General features: G+C 68.0%; 15 protein-coding genes, 1 tRNA gene and 1 pseudogene. 9 read left to right on the top strand and 8 right to left on the bottom strand.

Features of this window, described 5'->3' with window-relative positions; genetic code table 11:
• Positions 1 to 144: 144 nt before the first annotated feature.
• On the bottom strand, positions 145 to 516 hold the full coding sequence (locus tag AC07F3_RS42120; protein ID WP_479120400.1) for a hypothetical protein: 372 nt from the start codon (positions 514 to 516) through the stop codon (positions 145 to 147).
• Positions 517 to 835: 319 nt separating this feature from the next.
• Between AC07F3_RS42120 and AC07F3_RS42125 the strand changes: the two genes are divergently transcribed.
• Positions 836 to 1,093: a hypothetical protein gene (locus tag AC07F3_RS42125; protein ID WP_479120401.1), complete on the top strand. Its 258-nt coding sequence runs from the start codon at positions 836 to 838 to the stop codon at positions 1,091 to 1,093.
• Between the two features lie 201 nt (positions 1,094 to 1,294).
• Here the strand turns inward: AC07F3_RS42125 and AC07F3_RS42130 are convergent, their stop codons facing one another.
• Positions 1,295 to 1,759, bottom strand: coding sequence for a DUF1648 domain-containing protein (locus AC07F3_RS42130; protein ID WP_479120403.1), 465 nt, complete (start codon positions 1,757 to 1,759; stop codon positions 1,295 to 1,297).
• Between the two features lie 604 nt (positions 1,760 to 2,363).
• A complete protein-coding gene (locus tag AC07F3_RS42135; protein ID WP_479120404.1) occupies positions 2,364 to 3,566 on the bottom strand; it encodes an MFS transporter in 1,203 nt (400 codons plus the stop codon).
• 38 nt (positions 3,567 to 3,604) lie between these two features.
• Between AC07F3_RS42135 and AC07F3_RS42140 the strand changes: the two genes are divergently transcribed.
• Positions 3,605 to 4,180: a CGNR zinc finger domain-containing protein gene (locus AC07F3_RS42140; protein WP_479120405.1), complete on the top strand. Its 576-nt coding sequence runs from the start codon at positions 3,605 to 3,607 to the stop codon at positions 4,178 to 4,180.
• 162 nt (positions 4,181 to 4,342) lie between these two features.
• Here AC07F3_RS42140 and AC07F3_RS42145 read toward each other — a convergent pair whose 3' ends face one another.
• A complete protein-coding gene (locus AC07F3_RS42145; RefSeq protein ID WP_479120406.1) occupies positions 4,343 to 4,618 on the bottom strand; it encodes a hypothetical protein in 276 nt (91 codons plus the stop codon).
• 401 nt (positions 4,619 to 5,019) lie between these two features.
• Here AC07F3_RS42145 and AC07F3_RS42150 point away from each other — a divergent pair, with 401 nt between their 5' ends.
• From AC07F3_RS42150 to AC07F3_RS42170, 5 genes are all read left to right on the top strand, one after another.
• Positions 5,020 to 5,919 (top strand): hypothetical protein, encoded by a 900-nt coding sequence (locus AC07F3_RS42150; RefSeq protein WP_479120407.1) that lies wholly within the window; start codon positions 5,020 to 5,022, stop codon positions 5,917 to 5,919.
• 139 nt (positions 5,920 to 6,058) lie between these two features.
• Positions 6,059 to 6,502, top strand: coding sequence for a hypothetical protein (locus AC07F3_RS42155; protein WP_479120408.1), 444 nt, complete (start codon positions 6,059 to 6,061; stop codon positions 6,500 to 6,502).
• Positions 6,503 to 6,819: 317 nt separating this feature from the next.
• Positions 6,820 to 7,260, top strand: a complete 441-nt coding sequence (locus AC07F3_RS42160; protein ID WP_479120409.1) for a hypothetical protein — start codon at positions 6,820 to 6,822, stop codon at positions 7,258 to 7,260.
• Positions 7,261 to 7,386: 126 nt separating this feature from the next.
• The gene (locus AC07F3_RS42165; RefSeq protein ID WP_479120410.1) at positions 7,387 to 7,884 is read left to right on the top strand and encodes an N-acetyltransferase family protein; all 498 of its coding nucleotides are present in this window, start codon (positions 7,387 to 7,389) and stop codon (positions 7,882 to 7,884) included.
• 337 nt (positions 7,885 to 8,221) lie between these two features.
• The gene (locus AC07F3_RS42170) at positions 8,222 to 9,559 is read left to right on the top strand and encodes an alpha/beta hydrolase family protein (RefSeq protein WP_479120411.1); all 1,338 of its coding nucleotides are present in this window, start codon (positions 8,222 to 8,224) and stop codon (positions 9,557 to 9,559) included.
• 369 nt (positions 9,560 to 9,928) lie between these two features.
• Here the strand turns inward: AC07F3_RS42170 and AC07F3_RS42175 are convergent.
• Together AC07F3_RS42175 and AC07F3_RS42180 are read right to left on the bottom strand one after the other, a co-directional pair.
• A tRNA-Pro gene (locus tag AC07F3_RS42175) sits at positions 9,929 to 10,005 on the bottom strand.
• 287 nt (positions 10,006 to 10,292) lie between these two features.
• Positions 10,293 to 11,603, bottom strand: a complete 1,311-nt coding sequence (locus AC07F3_RS42180) for an endonuclease domain-containing protein (protein WP_479120412.1) — start codon at positions 11,601 to 11,603, stop codon at positions 10,293 to 10,295.
• Between the two features lie 480 nt (positions 11,604 to 12,083).
• Between AC07F3_RS42180 and AC07F3_RS42185 the strand changes: the two genes are divergently transcribed.
• Positions 12,084 to 12,293 (top strand): DUF6243 family protein, encoded by a 210-nt coding sequence (locus tag AC07F3_RS42185; protein ID WP_479120414.1) that lies wholly within the window; start codon positions 12,084 to 12,086, stop codon positions 12,291 to 12,293.
• Between the two features lie 503 nt (positions 12,294 to 12,796).
• Positions 12,797 to 13,399 carry an RCC1 domain-containing protein gene (locus AC07F3_RS42190; protein ID WP_479120415.1) on the top strand — a complete coding sequence of 201 codons (603 nt, stop codon included), beginning with the start codon at positions 12,797 to 12,799 and terminating at the stop codon, positions 13,397 to 13,399.
• Between the two features lie 240 nt (positions 13,400 to 13,639).
• Here the strand turns inward: AC07F3_RS42190 and AC07F3_RS42195 are convergent, their stop codons facing one another.
• Both AC07F3_RS42195 and AC07F3_RS42200 read right to left on the bottom strand, forming a co-directional pair.
• Entirely contained in the window at positions 13,640 to 14,830 is a 1,191-nt protein-coding gene (locus AC07F3_RS42195; RefSeq protein WP_479120416.1) for an alpha/beta hydrolase family protein, read from the bottom strand.
• A 156-nt stretch (positions 14,831 to 14,986) separates the two neighbouring features.
• Positions 14,987 to 15,099: pseudogene (locus AC07F3_RS42200) on the bottom strand (IS630 family transposase); the annotation flags it as partial.

Here is a 15,099-nt window from a genome sequence, read left to right on the forward strand (position 1 = left end):
CTACCTGGAGGATCCCGCGACGGCCGTTCCATGTCCCGCAAAGCGCCCAACAAGCCGTCCACAACCACGCCCGCGGGGATAAAAGCGAAGCTAAGCGCACGACCATTCGGCGTGCCTGGGCCGCTTTTGCGACCTCGTCGCGGCTCAGCACACATCGGGCCTGTCGCATTCGAACCACACCGAGTGGGCGGTCGGCTCATATCCCGGTGTATTCCATCCGGTGCCTCGCCCCGGCTTCCCGGCAGGGGCGACAACCAACTGCTGGTGGCAGTCGCTGGTCGCGTAGATATGGGCCATCTTGTCCGTTGCGTTGGTGCCGCTCTTCGCACCCCACATCACCAGTGGGATGCATTTGTCTGTCGGTGCGTTGCGCAGTCCGATGGGCACGTCCTTCCCGTTCATGTAGAGGGAGTCGCCATGGGCCACTTCCGCGGCTGAGGCTGTCGACGCTGCTGCTGTGACGGCGAAGAGGGTGGTGCTGGAGAGGGTGAACAAGGTGCTGATCCGCCGGGTCATGGGCTCTCCCTTGGTGCAGGGCGTGGATTTCGGTCAGCGGTGCGCGAATGAGATCCGCGCCGACGCACAGGCCAGGCCGCCCTCGTGATGACGCGCTGTTCACATAGTCGCTGGGGGCAAGGGCCCAGGATGGGTTAAAAAGCGCCAAATTGCTGCTTACGGAACCTGTGGTCTAGAGCCGTCGCCACCACGTTCATGCGCCTGCCGGAAGGCGTGGCGGTGCATACGCGCGACCAGTGCCCGACCGGCATGCCAGTGCGCGGCCCTAGCGTCGCAAGCAGAGGCCGGACCAGCCGGCCCTGTCGTCACGGGAGTAGTCGTGGGCCACACCAGGATCAGTAAGCAGGTACTGCCTCGGCTGCTCACGTACGACGCGCATGCCTACGGTGTGGCCTACCAGCAGGCCTTCGAGGCCTTGGCCGCCGCACACCGAGGCGAGCCCTCAGCCCGGATCGTCCCCTTGCTTCGCCGGGCCGCAGACCAGGCGCTGCTCGGGTTCACCGCGGCAGATCTGCGCGAGCAGGCCGACGCCATCAGTACCGGCCGGCTCTACGAACTGCGCATCACGCTGAGTTGATGGTGGATGCGAGATCCGAGGAGCAGCGGCTGTATGAACGGGTGGCCCGTTCCCGTTGCCTTGAGGCGTCCTGGGAGGGTTGTCCCGGTCGGACGGGTGCGGTGAGGATCGGGGGAGTGCGTCGGTTGGACTTGGCCGGCGCTGCGTCGTCGGCGGTGAGTAACCCGCCGCTGGCTGGGCGGTGGTGCCGGAAGGGCCCGCTCATGGCCGCTTTCGGGAGATGAACCACGCGGCTGTGCCGAGTGCGGTGCCGGAGGCGACGGCCAGGAGCATGTGCAGGCGGGGAAGCTGCACCTCGTGTTCGTCGGACCTGCTGATGCTCCACATGAGCGCCACGAAGATGTAGGCGGTCGCGGTGGCCAGGGCAACCGCGAAGGCCCATAGGTGCCGGGAGGCAACGTGGGCCAGTCCGGGGGTGAAGCCTGCGGCGGCCGTACCGGCGATTTCGATCGCGAAGACCAGCATGTATTGACCGACTGACGTGCCGGGTGAGCTGTAGCGGTCGGCGGTGCCGTCGAGGGCGAAGTGAGTGGCTACTCTGTCGGGGAACGAGCCCCGGAGCAGCAGGAACGCGATGAGGGTGGCTAACGCGCCGCAGGCGAAGGGCGCGGCCAAGGTCAGTATGCGCCGGGCGGGGCGGCGGGATGCCGGTTGGGGCGTGGCCATGAAAGTGCACTCTCCCTGTGAGACGAACCGCTGGAGGCGACGTGCGTAAAGGATGCGCGTAAAGCATGCGCCGTAGCCACCGCAGGGCGAGCAACACCTCGCGGCGGAAGTGGAGTCCAGGACGCCGCAGCCGTGGACGACCCGGCCGCCAGCTTCTGCCTCTGGCTCGTCGAACCAGCGGTATAGATCAGCGGAGCGAAGAACTCGTCGGGCAGGTTGGTGCGTTGGAGCAGTGCCTTGCGTGCCACATGGGCCAGGTGCCGTGCGTGATCTGCAGTTGGCACCTCGCGCGCGATTTCGAGAGAGAGCAGTCGCGGCACCTCCGTGGCGCAGGCCAGGAACGTGTCTGTATCTGCTTGGTTGTGCTCACCTTCGGGCATGGAGGCATTCCGGTACGACGCAGGCGGGGACGCCGCCGAGAGCCCGGGGCGGGATCTGCGACCGCGGCGCGGACCGGCCAATCGCCGACGAGCTTGCTCCTGCGCGGGCGGGTGCCGTCAGTAGGCTCGCGCCGCGCCCGGGATGTCGGGCGCGTATGAAGGTGACGCATGCGAGTGGGCCGAACCACTCCAAGCGGTTGCCCGTGCTCACGGTTCGGTCCTGATCAACTCGATATCGCCCGTTCGTCCCGCGGGACGACGGTTGCCGGTGGAATCGCGAAGAAGGCCAGTGCCGCGAGGACCGCAGCGCCCGCTGAGAGAGCCAAAGCGCCAGGAAGGGACCAGGCCGCGACCGGTCCGGCAACAGCCGCGCCCAGGGCGAATCCGCTGATTTTCAAGCTGGCTCCGGTGGTGAAGATCTGCCCACGCAGACGTCCTGGAGCCTCTCGATGACGGACCGCGAACAAGGCTGCCAGTTGCGGTCCTTCACCGATTCCCGCGACGAGCGCAGCCACGATGAGCAGACCTGGTTGACGCCACACGGCCAAGCCCAACGCGGCAGCCTGGACGAGCGCACCAGTCCAGACAAGTGTGTCGGGGGCGACGGAATGCGGAAAGCGGGCGAGTGTGGCGTTGGCCAGCAGGGCGGATATGGCCACGCAGGAGAGCAGTACGGCGCCGCGGCCGGCTCCGCCCAGAACCTGCTCACCCAGCAGTGGGAGGCAGGCTGTCAACATGCCCTGGGCGGCGCAGGAGATGACCGAGGTGAGGGTCGCTCGGGCCAGCGCCCGTGTCCTGAGAATGACGCGCGCTCCGGCAGCAAGGTCGCTGAGGAACGGGGTCGGCTGAGCTTCTCGCGCCGGGGCGGGGCGGATGGGCAGCAGCCATGCAGCTGGTAGCGCCAAGGCGATGATCACCACGGATACCACTACGGCCGCCGGGGCTCCCAGCACCTCGGCCGCGCCGCCGGCGAGCGCGGGACCGGCCAGACTCGCCACGCTGAACGTCATGGCATCGAGGGCGCTGGCCCGGGGCAGCCGATCGCCGAGCGCGACCCGGGGCAGCTGGGCCGTCCAGGCGCCCGACAACGCCGGTCCCAACAGCCCGGTGAGCACTGCGATCAGAGTGGTGACGGAGAACGGTAGTTGGGCAAGTCCCCAGAGGATCGTCACCAGCCCCGCCCCATACAGGACGAGGGCCCCGGCCAGTAGGCGGCCCGGCCGTTCGGTCCTGTCGATGAGCGCGCCGAGTACCGGCCCGCTCACCACGGCCGAGACCGTGATGCTCGCGAGAAGGGACGAGGCCGCGATGGTAGACCCGGTGAGGGTGAATGCTGCCAGCATCAGCGCGGGTCCCGACATCTCGTCACCGCCACGAGCTGCCACCGCCCCGGCAAGATAGAGGCCGACTGGGTAACGCTTCATCATCCAGAAGACGTTACGAAGGTAACTCAAAACTCGGCAAGATGCGTTACATTGCAGGGGTGTCCTCCGACAGCGACGACTGGTCCACCCGGCATTCCGTACTGACCATGGCTCGGCGGACCGCCGCACTGGTCAACGTACTCGCCGACGACAGCCCCGACCCGGCCCAAGTCGCCGAGGTGCTCCGGGCATACGGGGAAACCGGCCCCATCGAACTCACCAGTGGTGAAGTCGGCGAACTGCGTACGGCCGCCGCCCTGCTGCGGGAAGTCTTCGCCGCCGATCACGCCAATGGCGCCGCAGCCGTCCTCAACCGCCTCTTGCGGGAACACACCGGGCCGCTCCGTCTCACCTCGCACGGCGGCGGCGCCCCCTGGCATCCCCACCTGGACCGCGACGACGACGCCCCCTGGGGCGAATGGCTCCTCGCCTCGTCCTGCATGGCCCTGACCGTTCTCGTCTGGGACCGCCAACGACCGCCCGGCAGGGTCTGCGCGTCATCCAGCTGCCAGAACGTCTTCATCAACCAGGGCAGCGGCCCGGAACGCCGCTACTGCTCCCGCCGGTGTGCGACGCGCGAGCGAGTTGCAGCCCATCGGCGTTCCCAGCAGCGCTAGTCTCTGCGCGGTCGAAAGTTAGCGGCTGCGCCTGGACGGAGTTGTACTGCGCCCGCTGGGCGGTAAGGCAGGGGGACAAGCCCCGTGGCCTCGTGGCGGCAGCCCTCCGTCGCCCGCTCGATCCGTAGCTCCGAGCCGAATGTTGACATGAGCTGGCACTGCTCACGCAACGCTGGAGCTGCGTGCGGGACTGCCTTCGACGATCAGTCGTGCGGCCTTCAAGCTTCTGGAGTGGTCACCGAGCAATCTGGTGGTGACCAGGACTGCCCCGATTAGGGAAACGCCGTGGTCCTTGAGGTGCTGCTGGACGGTGTCCATATCGATACCTGCTGCGAGCAACCTCCTGCATGAGTCGATGTGGTCGACGTACTGCTGCGCTCGTTCGGAGGACAGCCCGCCGACGGTGGCGAGAAGCTCCTCTGCGGTGGGACTCGGCATGGTGGGGATTCTTTCAAAAGAGCGCCGCTGGTTCCATGCGGTTTGGTGTCACTCGTCACCGGCGCCGCACAGACTCCCGCGAACGGTAGGGGCCCGGGCGCACATCCCCAGATCCCGTAGCCACATCCGCGGCGCCCCAGCCCTGTTCGCCCGTCCCTGGGGATGCTGCCGCACGCACGGCAGGCGACTGGGGGCGGAGGACATGGGATACTTCTGTTCGTGATCGATAGAATCGAGTCCTCCTTCGTCCGGTGAGGTCCGCGCCCGTGCTGGACGCTGTGCCTCCCTGTGTGCCACTGCTGGAGCACGCCCGACGGCTGCACCAACTGAGCTCTGATTCACCCCTGTTCCACTGGGGTGAACCTCTTCCCGATCAAGCAGCCTTCCGATCCCGCCGTGGAGTGGAGCATGCGGAACGCGGCGCGACGGCCGCAGCCGTACTGGCACGCCACCTGTCCGACCGTCGTCCATCCCCAGCACTTCGGGAAGCGCTTCTCGGCCTGGGGCTCATTCCCGGCAATGATCCGCAGGTAGCCCGTATCCTCGGAAGCGTTCCTGTTCATCAACTGCGCCAGCTTGGGCGGTCATTGGCCTACCAAGGGCGCGAGCCCGAGTTGGTGCATGCCGGTCTTGTGCTTCTACGCAACTCTGCAACTCTCGCTGACGTACGGCGTGTTCAGCTTCTGGGTCTACTCTCACGCGCGTTCGGGGGCGAGGCCTTTGAAGTCCTGATGAGGCTGGATGGGCAGTTGTCCGCCGTGCTCTGGCTGGCGGATCGCAGTGACAGCTGGGGGCGGGTCCACGCCGTGCACCACCTTCAGCGTGTAGCGGACCCCCGGGCCCGCTCCTGGCTGCTGCGCAATGCGGTCAACGGAGATTTTCTCAACCAGTACTTCGCGGGTGATCTCGCCGTCGAACTTGCCATTCACGAAGTTCTGGCCTCCTCCACGCTCGAGGACGGGCTCGTGGACCATCTGGGCCGCATGCTGAGCATGATGACGGACTGCCAGAGCATGGGCCTCCTCCTGGCGACCTACCGGCACGCCGAGGCCGCGCTGAGCGCCTATGGACGCCACGCAGCGAGGCTGGAAGCATCCATCGACCGCTATATCACGCTGCGCACGCTGGAGAGTTGGGCCCACGAGCACTCGTCGTCGCTGGCTGCTCTGTTCACGGGCCTCCTGGGGCGGGACGGCTGGCTGGACGGTGTGCGTCAACGGTTGCTCGACCCCGAGGAGCCCTGGCACCCAGGAGGGCCTTGGGTGGCGGAGCAGCTTTCTCTCCACCGGGAGGGGCTCTAGGCGCGCGTCGTCTTCATCCCGGGTGGCGCACGCGCCCCGAATGCCCCTGCACGCCTTTGATCGCCGTCACCATGAGTCGTAGGTTCGTGACCGAGAGTGCATCTTCCTTCCGTATACGTCGGTCCCGAAAGGGAAGCCCATGGACCTCCAGCACAACGACCCACGCCCCACCCGTCGCATCCTCCGCATCGCCTTGACCGCCGCGGCCCTGGCGGGCACAGCGCTCGCCATCACCGGTGCCAGCGCCGAGACCTCTCCCGCGCACCCGGCGCGCGCCGCCCGGCCCGCGTTCGACTGCGTGGCGATCGGCACCACGGCTCAGCACGGCAACACCATCAGCGGCACCGCCGGGATCATTGCCCCGTGCAGCGGTGGGGCGACCGTGGTGATCCAGCGCTCGCGCTGGTACGGCTGGGAAGACATGGCCACCAAGAACATCTCCGGCCAGGGTTGGATCAACATCTACTACAACTGTGCGGGCACAGGCGTCCACGACTTCCGGACTTACATCAACACCCAACGAGCCGACGGCAGTTACGAGTTTCACGAGTCGAACCACATCAACGCCAACTGCGGGGGCTGACACGGCGTACGGTCCGCGCTGGAACTCATGCTCCGCCCTATACCGGGTCACGCGGACTCGGTGCGATGTGGGGCTTCGCCCTTGCCTCAACACGACACCACACCGGCACACTTCGCATCCCACCGGGCCGCGTGGCCCACGGAGTTGTGGACTGTCGTTGTTGGGGGACGCCGACGCGGCCGACAGGGGGCGCTATGGATGAGCAATGGGTCCGGAGGAGCCCCAGGTTCGTTGATCCGGTATCTCCGGTGAAATAGCGCGCAACAATCGAACAAGTCCATGACGAGCTGCGGGGGCGATTCATTAGAGTAGACCGCATGGACATGCGGAGGATCGTCGCTGTGCTGGCCGAGGAAGCGGAGCAGCTGATCCGGGAACAGGTGTGGAAAGTGGCGCCGGGGGAGCGCGTACTGGCTCGGACAACCGAGTCCGGCCTGCGCGACGCGGTCGGCCCGCCGGACGTCCAGGGGGCGTTGGCGCAGATCGAGCGGCTCGAACACCTGCGGGAGACGCTCGCCGTCCTGGCGATCTCCCTCGCCCGTACGCACGGTCGCCTGGCCTGGTTTCTCTCCGGCGCTCTGAATGCGCTGGAGCCGGTCCTGCGCTGGCGGGCCCTGCCCGCGGACAGTGGCGGCACCTTCGGCACCGTCGTGGCGAGTCCTGAGGAATACACGGAGGCAGAGGACGCCGTCCGTCGACTCCAGGACGTCCTCGCGCAGATCAGCGGGACAGGTCAGAAGAGCGACCCGCAGAGCTGATCCGCTCCGGGGCGAAGTGGCGTCCTGGGACAGGCGCGTTCGAGCCACGACGGTGGCTGAACGGCCTCGTCTACGTGGTCGAAATCAACTTGCCGCCCGCTCTCAAGGGCGGGCAGGGTCTGGCTCATGCTCGAACTACGCAATGTGGAAGCAGACGACTGGCCCCTCTGGCGGGAGTTGCGCCTGGCCGCTCTTGCTGAGGCGCCCTACGCGTTCGGATCGACCCTGGCCCAGTGGCAGGGCTGTGGTGACCGGGAGGAACGCTGGCGTGCCCGTCTGTCGATTCCTGGCGCGCACGATCTCGTCGCGCTCCTCGACGGCCGCCCCGTGGGCATGGCCAGCGGAGTGCCGGACGAGGGAGTGGAGACAGTTGAGTTGATCTCGATGTGGGTCAGCCCCACGGCGCGGGGCAAGGGCGTGGGTGACTACCTGATTCACGCCGTCGAGCGGTGGGCGGTGCACCGCGGTGCCGGCACGCTGCGGTTGTCCGTCATGCCGGACAACCGCCAGGCAACCGCGCTGTATGAGCGCCACGGTTTCGTGGACACGGGTGAGCCCGGTGATCTTCTGGCCGATGGCATGGGCAGGGAGCGGGTCATGGCGAAGAGCCTGGCCGCTGTCTGATCTCCACGGGCGGCCGCCGCGGGTCTTTACATCGTCAGACCGCGGTGGCGAGGCGGCGTTCGGCCCGGGGCGCATGCTCCCGGGTGACGCCGTCGGCAGGGTGTCCAGTCCATTCGTCGCCCAGCGTCCGTGGACGTGTCGGCCGTGCTCTCCCCAGGTGGATGGGTAGTGCTAACCCCCTTCACGACGGGAGGGCTTGCTGGATGGGCCGCCGTTGCCGTGTGCAGCACGATCGAGGAGGAGTGACCGGCCGAGGTCTTTCGGACGGGATCCTTGATGATCAGGGGGCGGTATGCGGGCCTGGTGGGCTAGGTGCCTGATCGCGGCGCTGGCAGCTGTGGCGACGGCAAGCGGGTCGGCCGTGGCGCGGCCCGCCGGGGCGGGGCAGGACATCGAACAGAGTGTGGACTTCCGCAGCGGGGACGTGACACTGCATGGCACGGTCACAGCACCCGCAGGAACATCGGGGCAGCGGCGACCCGGGATCGTGCTGGTGCATGGTTCGGGTCCGGAGACACGGGCGAAGTACCGGGCCGAGGCACAAGCCATGACGCGGGCCGGGTTCGTGGTCCTCAGCTACGACAAACGGACCGCTGGATACTCGCAGACACAGCGGTCCTATGCCCAACTCGCTACCGATGCCCTGGCGGGTGTCCAGGTGTTGCACGGGCGCGCCGATGTGGATTCCCGCAAGGTCGGACTCTGGGGGTTCAGCGAAGGCGGCTGGGTTGTTCCGCTCGCGGCCTCGCGCTCGGCACAGGTCGCGTACGTGGTCCTGGTCGGCGCGTCCGGAGTGTCCCCGGCCAGGCAATCGGCGTGGTCTGCCGAGAACAGACTTCGGCACGAAGGTGTCACAGGATCACTGCTGCGAACGGTGTCCGTCACCGGCACGCGGTTCCTCTCAGACGCCGGCCTGCTTGCCGAAGCGGACTACGACCCGTTGCCGGCACTTCGGCGGCTGCGTCAGCCGGTGCTCGCCCTGTGGGGTGACGACCAGCAGTCGCCCCCGGCGGAGAGCGCTGTGACGATCGAGAAGGCGCTGCGGGAAGGCGGCGACACCGACGTGACCGTCCGCTTCTTCCCGCACGCGGACCACAAACTGCACACCTCAGCCGACGGGTTCCAGCGGGGTGAGCAACTGGTACCCGGCTACGTCGACACCGTGGCGTCCTGGGTCGCGGGACACGGACACGGGACCAACGATGCTCTGCCTCATCAGGCGAGGCAGAGCCATGCGGTAGCCCCTCTGCCCCCATACGGGGCCTGCGGTGTGCAGACCGCGGCATTCGTCCTCATGGTCGTCTCGTTCGCCGCGTATCTGCTGGGGGACCTGGTACGCCGGCTGCGTGGCCGCCCCGGTGCCCCTGGGGCGGGCCGGGCGCCGCGGTGGCTGGCCGTGACGGGACTTGCCACCCTGCTCGGTTTCCTGGGCTACTTCGGCTTCGTGGCCATGACGCTGAACGCTGGCCCGATGCTCGGCAACCGTCCGGTGTTCTGGCTCAGCCTGCAACTTCTGACAGCCGGGACGGCACTGATGGCCGTGGCCGCAGCGGTGGGCTGGTGGCGAGCCAGGGCTTCCGTTTCAGGCCGGACCAACGTCCGACTCGGGCTACTGGGCCTGTCGAGCGCACTCTTCATTGCGTGGGCCATGTTCTGGGGCCTTGCGACGCTGTAGGGGAAGCACGTGAAGGCGACTCAGCAAGCTGACGTGTGGAGGCGACGCCCGTCGCCAGACACCAAGCCATGCGTCAAAGTGGCGCTCCGGCACCCGAGCCGCCGCCGCTTCCGCTGCGCTTGTTCGGTCAACGCGCGGTTCACTGACCGGCCGCGCCATCCGCCTCAGGTGCCTGCCGGACGCATCGTCACATCCAACCGGTACGAGGATCATGGGCATCGCCTGGACAAGTCAATGCTGCGGTCACAGCACGATGCGTGTATGCCGTTCGCGATGAAGAGTGATCGCATGGGGACCGCCTTGGCCCGGAGAAGGCGCGAGGCCGTCTCCTCGCGCTCAAGGAAACAGCCTCCGACCTGCGTAAAGCATTGGTCGGGACGACAGGATTTGAACCTGCGACCCCTTGACCCCCAGTCAAGTGCGCTACCAAGCTGCGCCACGTCCCGATGCCCGCCCGGCCTGGTGGTCCCACCCGCCATGCGTGCCTGAGAACCATATCAGGGGGACTACGTTCTCAGCCGATCGCAGCGGATGGCCGACATCCAGTCGGCGTGGCCTGGTCCCCGGACGTGAAGGGGCGCCCCCTCCCGGGACGTTGCACGCCTGATCCTGCTGTCGCGCGGCAGCAGGGGCGGAGCAACTTTGCAGGTCCGTTCGGTTGTGGCGTGAGAGGTGACGTCGTCAGCTGCGGGAGGCGAGGTTGATGGGAGCGGCCGGTATGGCCGGTGTGCGATCAGAACAGTGCGAGGCCCTCGCCGTCGGTGTCCGCGATGACGGGCCTTGGCTGCTCGGGGAGGCCGTCCAATCGGTCGGGACCGGCCGCGGCGGCCACGGCGGGGGCTGTCTCGGCCAGCCAGGTCCGGAACTGCTCGGCGGCTTCGCGGTAGGGGACTTGTGCCAGAACACGATGCTCGCCTGAGGGGCAGAAATCGACGGCGACCGTGAGAAGGCAGGAGTGGGGCGCGTTGTGGCTCCCCGTCCAGAACACGCGCAGCGTGCCACAGGGCTTGCGTCCGCCGGGGGCGCGGTGGGTCGGGCGCAGCGATCGGCAGGCGGTGTGGGCGGTCCATGCGGCCAGGTGCGGCAACGGGAGGGTGGTGCGGGCGCGGCAGCCGGGGCAGCGGTGCCAGTGGGCAAGCCAGACGTCGGTGTCGGTGTCGAAGAGGCGCGTGTAGCGGCCGGCTACGCGGATGTCGTTGCTGTACAGGTGGTCGGGGCGTTCCTGCGTGTTGCAGGACTGGCAGAGAGGGGCGCGGGCGTAGCCGTGCTCGTGGCAATGGTCGAGGACGGCGGCGGGCGCGTTGCCGCATACGGCGCACAACCAGCCGGCCACCTGGCGGGAGATACCTGGCTTCCTGCTGAGTGCCGAGTAGAGCTGACCTGACAGTTCCCCGCGGTACGGGAGCGGTGCGGGGGTGGGGTGCTCGGGGCTTGTCGTCTGCCGGGATTGCGGGAGCGGCTCGGTACCGGCCCTGCGAGGGGCCCGTGCGGCGTGCACCCACTGTGTTTCGGCGTGCTCGGCCGCGTCCAACAGCCGGACCACAGAGCGCGGCAACCACCAAGACCGTTGCGTCCCGTCGCGAGCCCGCTCCACGAGTATCTGTCGCCAGTCGATCCCGGCCAGATGGCACGGCCCGCCGACGTCATGGTGTGCTGCCCGCTCAAGGGCCCCGCACTCGTGCAGTGCCCCCGCGATGCGCCGCCGCCAGCGCAAGAGCGCTTCCTCGTCGCGCTGCTGCCTCGGTACTCCCCGAAACGGGCCGACGCGGACCAGGTCCTGCCGATCCATCCCCACGGCGTTCAGTTCCGCGGCCGCCCGACGGACATCGGCCTCCGCAACGCTCCACTGACCGCCGCTCGTCCGCACCGTCGCCACCACGTGGCTACCAAGCAGTACGTACCCTGCCTCGGCGGACGAAGGAGAGCAGGTGAACGTCCCAGAAGCCGTCGGCACCGGGCTGTCGGCCGTCACATCGGCCCACAGAGCATCCGCTGCACTCAAGATGATCAGGTCCGTGCGACCGGGCGTGACGCGCTCAGACATACCGACAGGCTAGCGGCCCGCAAGGCGGCAACGGGGCCTGCGGGAACCATCGGGCGGCAGACCCGGCGGGGGCAGCACGGCTGGTTTCTTCTCGCCGAGGCGAACTCCTTCGATTCGAGCGCGACGGGAGATCACATCTTGCCCCCCTGCGCGTGCGCGCGACGGAACGGGAGACGGGCAGGGCCCGCCGTGCCCTCGTCTCCATCTGCGGGTCTGGCGGTATGTGCAGGGGCCTGCCCCGTGAGTCGACTGGAAGGAAAGAGCTGGCCACAGGCCCTCGCTGCGGGCCCGTCCGAGGCCGTGACCGAGGAATTCTGGTGCGCGGGGCCGACGGAACCGGGTAACGTCTCGGTCATGTTCTTCCAGACGCCGATTTACGAGTGAGCGCGTGACGGGCCCCTGCTGACGTCCTTCGACGTTGCCGCGCCCGTCCCCCACCGATGAATCCGAAGACCACTTCACCTCATTCCGGGAGAACCCGTGAGCAAGAACATCAACAACCCCGTGGGCATGGGCGGCGGTCAGCGCAAGAAGCTGTCGCGCGCCGAACGGCAGAACAACGGTCCGCACCGCAACCTCGACCGCCAGAGTGCCGCCGACCAGAAGGCGGAGCTGGTGCGCAAGATGCGTGAGAAGACAGGCGCTGCCGAGAGCGCCGGGCAGTCGGGCGACGACACCGCCCAGAGCTGACGCAGCGCCGCCACAGGCGGCACCGCACGGGGGCAGGGCCCGGATCGCGTGTCGCGGTCCGGGCCCTGCCGTTGTATGTCCCACGGGGCGGGCGCTGGGGCGCACCACATGTACGCCGCCATGTTGTCGGTCCGGTGGTGCCCTGACCTGCTGGCGCCAGTGAGCACCCCGCGCTCAAACTAGGGGGGAATCCCGTGCTGCGTACTCGCGCCAAGCACCAGGAGGCGGAATGCTCCCTCACCCGTCGGTGCTTGCGGCCGGAAGGCGTCATTCGGTCGGGCGGTGCTGGGATGGAACCGTTCTCGCCGTGGGTAACAGCGCTGCCGCTGAATGTCGGGTCGAGGGATGGGAAGACATCGTCGCGGTGGCGGCTGGCAGCGTCCACACCGCGTCGAACACCGGCAGGTCTCATACGGTGGGGCTCCGGTCGGACGGCACGGTGCTGGCAACGGTGGAATGGCGACGGGCAGTGCGATGTCGCCGGATGGCGAGGAGTCACGGCCGTGGCGGCAGGCTGGCGCCGCACGCTCGGACTGCTCACGGATGGCCGCGTACTGGCAGTCGGCCGGAGTTCGGAAGGACAGGGCGACGTGCAGTCCTGGCGCGAGATGGTCGTCCTCTCGTGTGGGGACTGGCATTCGGTCGGCGTCCGGTCGGACGGTTCGGCACTGGCCGTGGGGAACAACCGGCGGCGCCAGTGTGCCGTGGAACACTGGCGCGACCTGACCGCCATTTCGGCCGGGTATCTCCACACCGTCGGGCTCAGAAGCGACGGGCGGGCGGTAGCGACTGGCGACCGGGCGAGCGGGGCGTGTGAGGTCGATGAGTGGACAGAGGTCGTGGCGCTCGGCGCGGGCAGCTACCACACCGTCGGGGTTACTGCCTCCGGACGGGTCCTCGCAACGGGAGACGACAGCTACGGACAGTGCGCGGTCGGGGATTGGCTCGACATTGTCGCCGTGGCGGCCGGGTCAACCCACACCCTTGGCTTGCGTGCTGACGGCACAGTCGTGGCCGCAGGGAACAATGCCGACAGGCGGTGCGAAGTGGATGCCTGGTCCGGAGTCCAGCTTCTCCGGACCTCGACCCGCGCCCAGGTGAACTGACATGCCGTCATGCCTGAGCGACAGAACACCTCATCCAGATTTCGGCCCTCGGACCAGCAGCAGTCAGGGTCGCTGGATGACCGCCAAGCCCGGCGGACCGGATCCACGATCGCACCGGACACTGGCGCCCCTGGCACGTTGGATGGATCGACCACTCCTCGGCCGTGTTCCGAGCTCCATCGCCTATGGGGCCACCGCGGTACCGCGGTGGCCCCATAGGGCGGGCTGACGCGGCAACTGCTACGGATGGAAGCTGATCTCCGGGTTCTCGGAGGTCGGACCGTCGAGGATCGGCTGGTCGATGCCCTTCAGGTGCAGGTCGAAGAAGGCCCTCACGTACGTGTCGGTGAGGTGGATCCCGCGCTCGGCGCTGATCGTGGTGCCAGGAGGCTCGGGGAGGCCGAGCTTCTCGAAGAAGAGAGGGTTGTCCGTGAAGGTGCCGTGGTTGGAGCCCGCAACGGTCAACCAGCGCTTCCAGCCGTCGAGGTTGGCCCAGCCGGACGTCCAGGTGGGGTCCTCTTGCTGGTCGCCCAACGGGTGGCCGATCATCAGGAACGGCTTGCCTTTGAGTCCGGTGGCGGGCACCGGGAAGTCCATGGTGCCGTCCAGGTTCGCCCCGGCCCGGATGCGGTGGTCGGTGAGCAGGGACGGGACTGTCGCGGCGCCGCCGGCCGAGTGTCCGGCCATGCCGATCCGGTCGCGATCGATCATGCGGGCGTAGCGCCAGGCCGGATGCCGGTGGGCGGTCAGCTGGTCGATGACGAAGGAGACGTCCTTCGCGCGGCTCTCGTCTAGGGCCGCCCATTGCTCCTCGGTCTTCAACTTGCCGCAGATCACGCAGGGGAGTGTCTGGCCGTCGGGAAAGGTCGTTCCGCTGTTCTCGTAGGTGTGGTCGACGAGTGCGACGACGTACCCGTGGCTGGTCAGATCCTCGGCGAGGCTGGTCAGTTCGGTGCGCGGCATGGTGAAGCCGGGGGAGAGCACGACCAGCGGATACCGGCCGGGCTGCGGGTGGGCGTGGGACTCGGACCAGGTCCGGGCGCCCGTGACGACCTCGGTGGGAATGGTGTTGCCCGGCAGCTTCGTGTCCAGCAGGAGTCTGGCGGCCTGGGGAGTCATGTACGGAGCGGGACCCCCCGTTCCCGCCTTGGCGGGGTAGTACATCGAGACCATCAGCTGGCGCGGGCCAGCGGAGGGGACCCATGGGTCGGGCCGGTTCTTGTCGACGAGGTGCAGGATCTCCCGGCCGGGTGTGTACGGTCCGGTCGGATGCGGGAGGTCGATCTGTACGCCCACGGGCGCGGTGGGCGAGGCGGACGAGGTGGCTGCGGCAGGAACGGGCGCGGCCAGCGCGGGCGCGGTGGCGGCGACGGACAACGGCAGGGCGAGCAGAAGCGCCGCTGCGGTGGCTGTGCGACGAATACCGGTCATGGGGCGACCGTAGGCCGCCCGCACGGCAGTTGACGTCGCCTCAGGGATGTAGGGGATTCGCCGGAGGCTCGGCACGATTCCGGAAACGTTCCCTTAAGGGGCAGCAGGCATCACCATATTGCTCCTCGGTTCTCCCTCGTTACTGACTTCGGCTTGTCAGGGTGATGTTGGGGCGTGGAGGGTGAGGCCGGTTCCGGTGACGAAGCCGTCGAGGATGCCGGGCCGGTACTGGAGGCGTTTGAGTCGGTTGCGGACGAGGGTCTCCAGGC

It is taken from the genome of Streptomyces sp. NPDC045846, from assembly GCF_056431605.1.

What these genes read in the sequence shown, in the direction of transcription:
- AC07F3_RS42120 (WP_479120400.1), bottom strand. Translation starts at nt 516, where the DNA reads ATGACCCGGCGGATCAGCACCTTGTTCACCCTCTCCAGCACCACCCTC.
- AC07F3_RS42130 (WP_479120403.1), bottom strand. Translation starts at nt 1,759, where the DNA reads ATGGCCACGCCCCAACCGGCATCCCGCCGCCCCGCCCGGCGCATACTG.
- AC07F3_RS42135 (WP_479120404.1), bottom strand. Translation starts at nt 3,566, where the DNA reads ATGATGAAGCGTTACCCAGTCGGCCTCTATCTTGCCGGGGCGGTGGCA.
- AC07F3_RS42140 (WP_479120405.1), top strand. Translation starts at nt 3,605, where the DNA reads ATGCGTTACATTGCAGGGGTGTCCTCCGACAGCGACGACTGGTCCACC.
- AC07F3_RS42145 (WP_479120406.1), bottom strand. Translation starts at nt 4,618, where the DNA reads ATGCCGAGTCCCACCGCAGAGGAGCTTCTCGCCACCGTCGGCGGGCTG.
- AC07F3_RS42155 (WP_479120408.1), top strand. Translation starts at nt 6,059, where the DNA reads ATGGACCTCCAGCACAACGACCCACGCCCCACCCGTCGCATCCTCCGC.
- AC07F3_RS42160 (WP_479120409.1), top strand. Translation starts at nt 6,820, where the DNA reads ATGGACATGCGGAGGATCGTCGCTGTGCTGGCCGAGGAAGCGGAGCAG.
- AC07F3_RS42165 (WP_479120410.1), top strand. Translation starts at nt 7,387, where the DNA reads ATGCTCGAACTACGCAATGTGGAAGCAGACGACTGGCCCCTCTGGCGG.
- AC07F3_RS42180 (WP_479120412.1), bottom strand. Translation starts at nt 11,603, where the DNA reads ATGTCTGAGCGCGTCACGCCCGGTCGCACGGACCTGATCATCTTGAGT.
- AC07F3_RS42195 (WP_479120416.1), bottom strand. Translation starts at nt 14,830, where the DNA reads ATGACCGGTATTCGTCGCACAGCCACCGCAGCGGCGCTTCTGCTCGCC.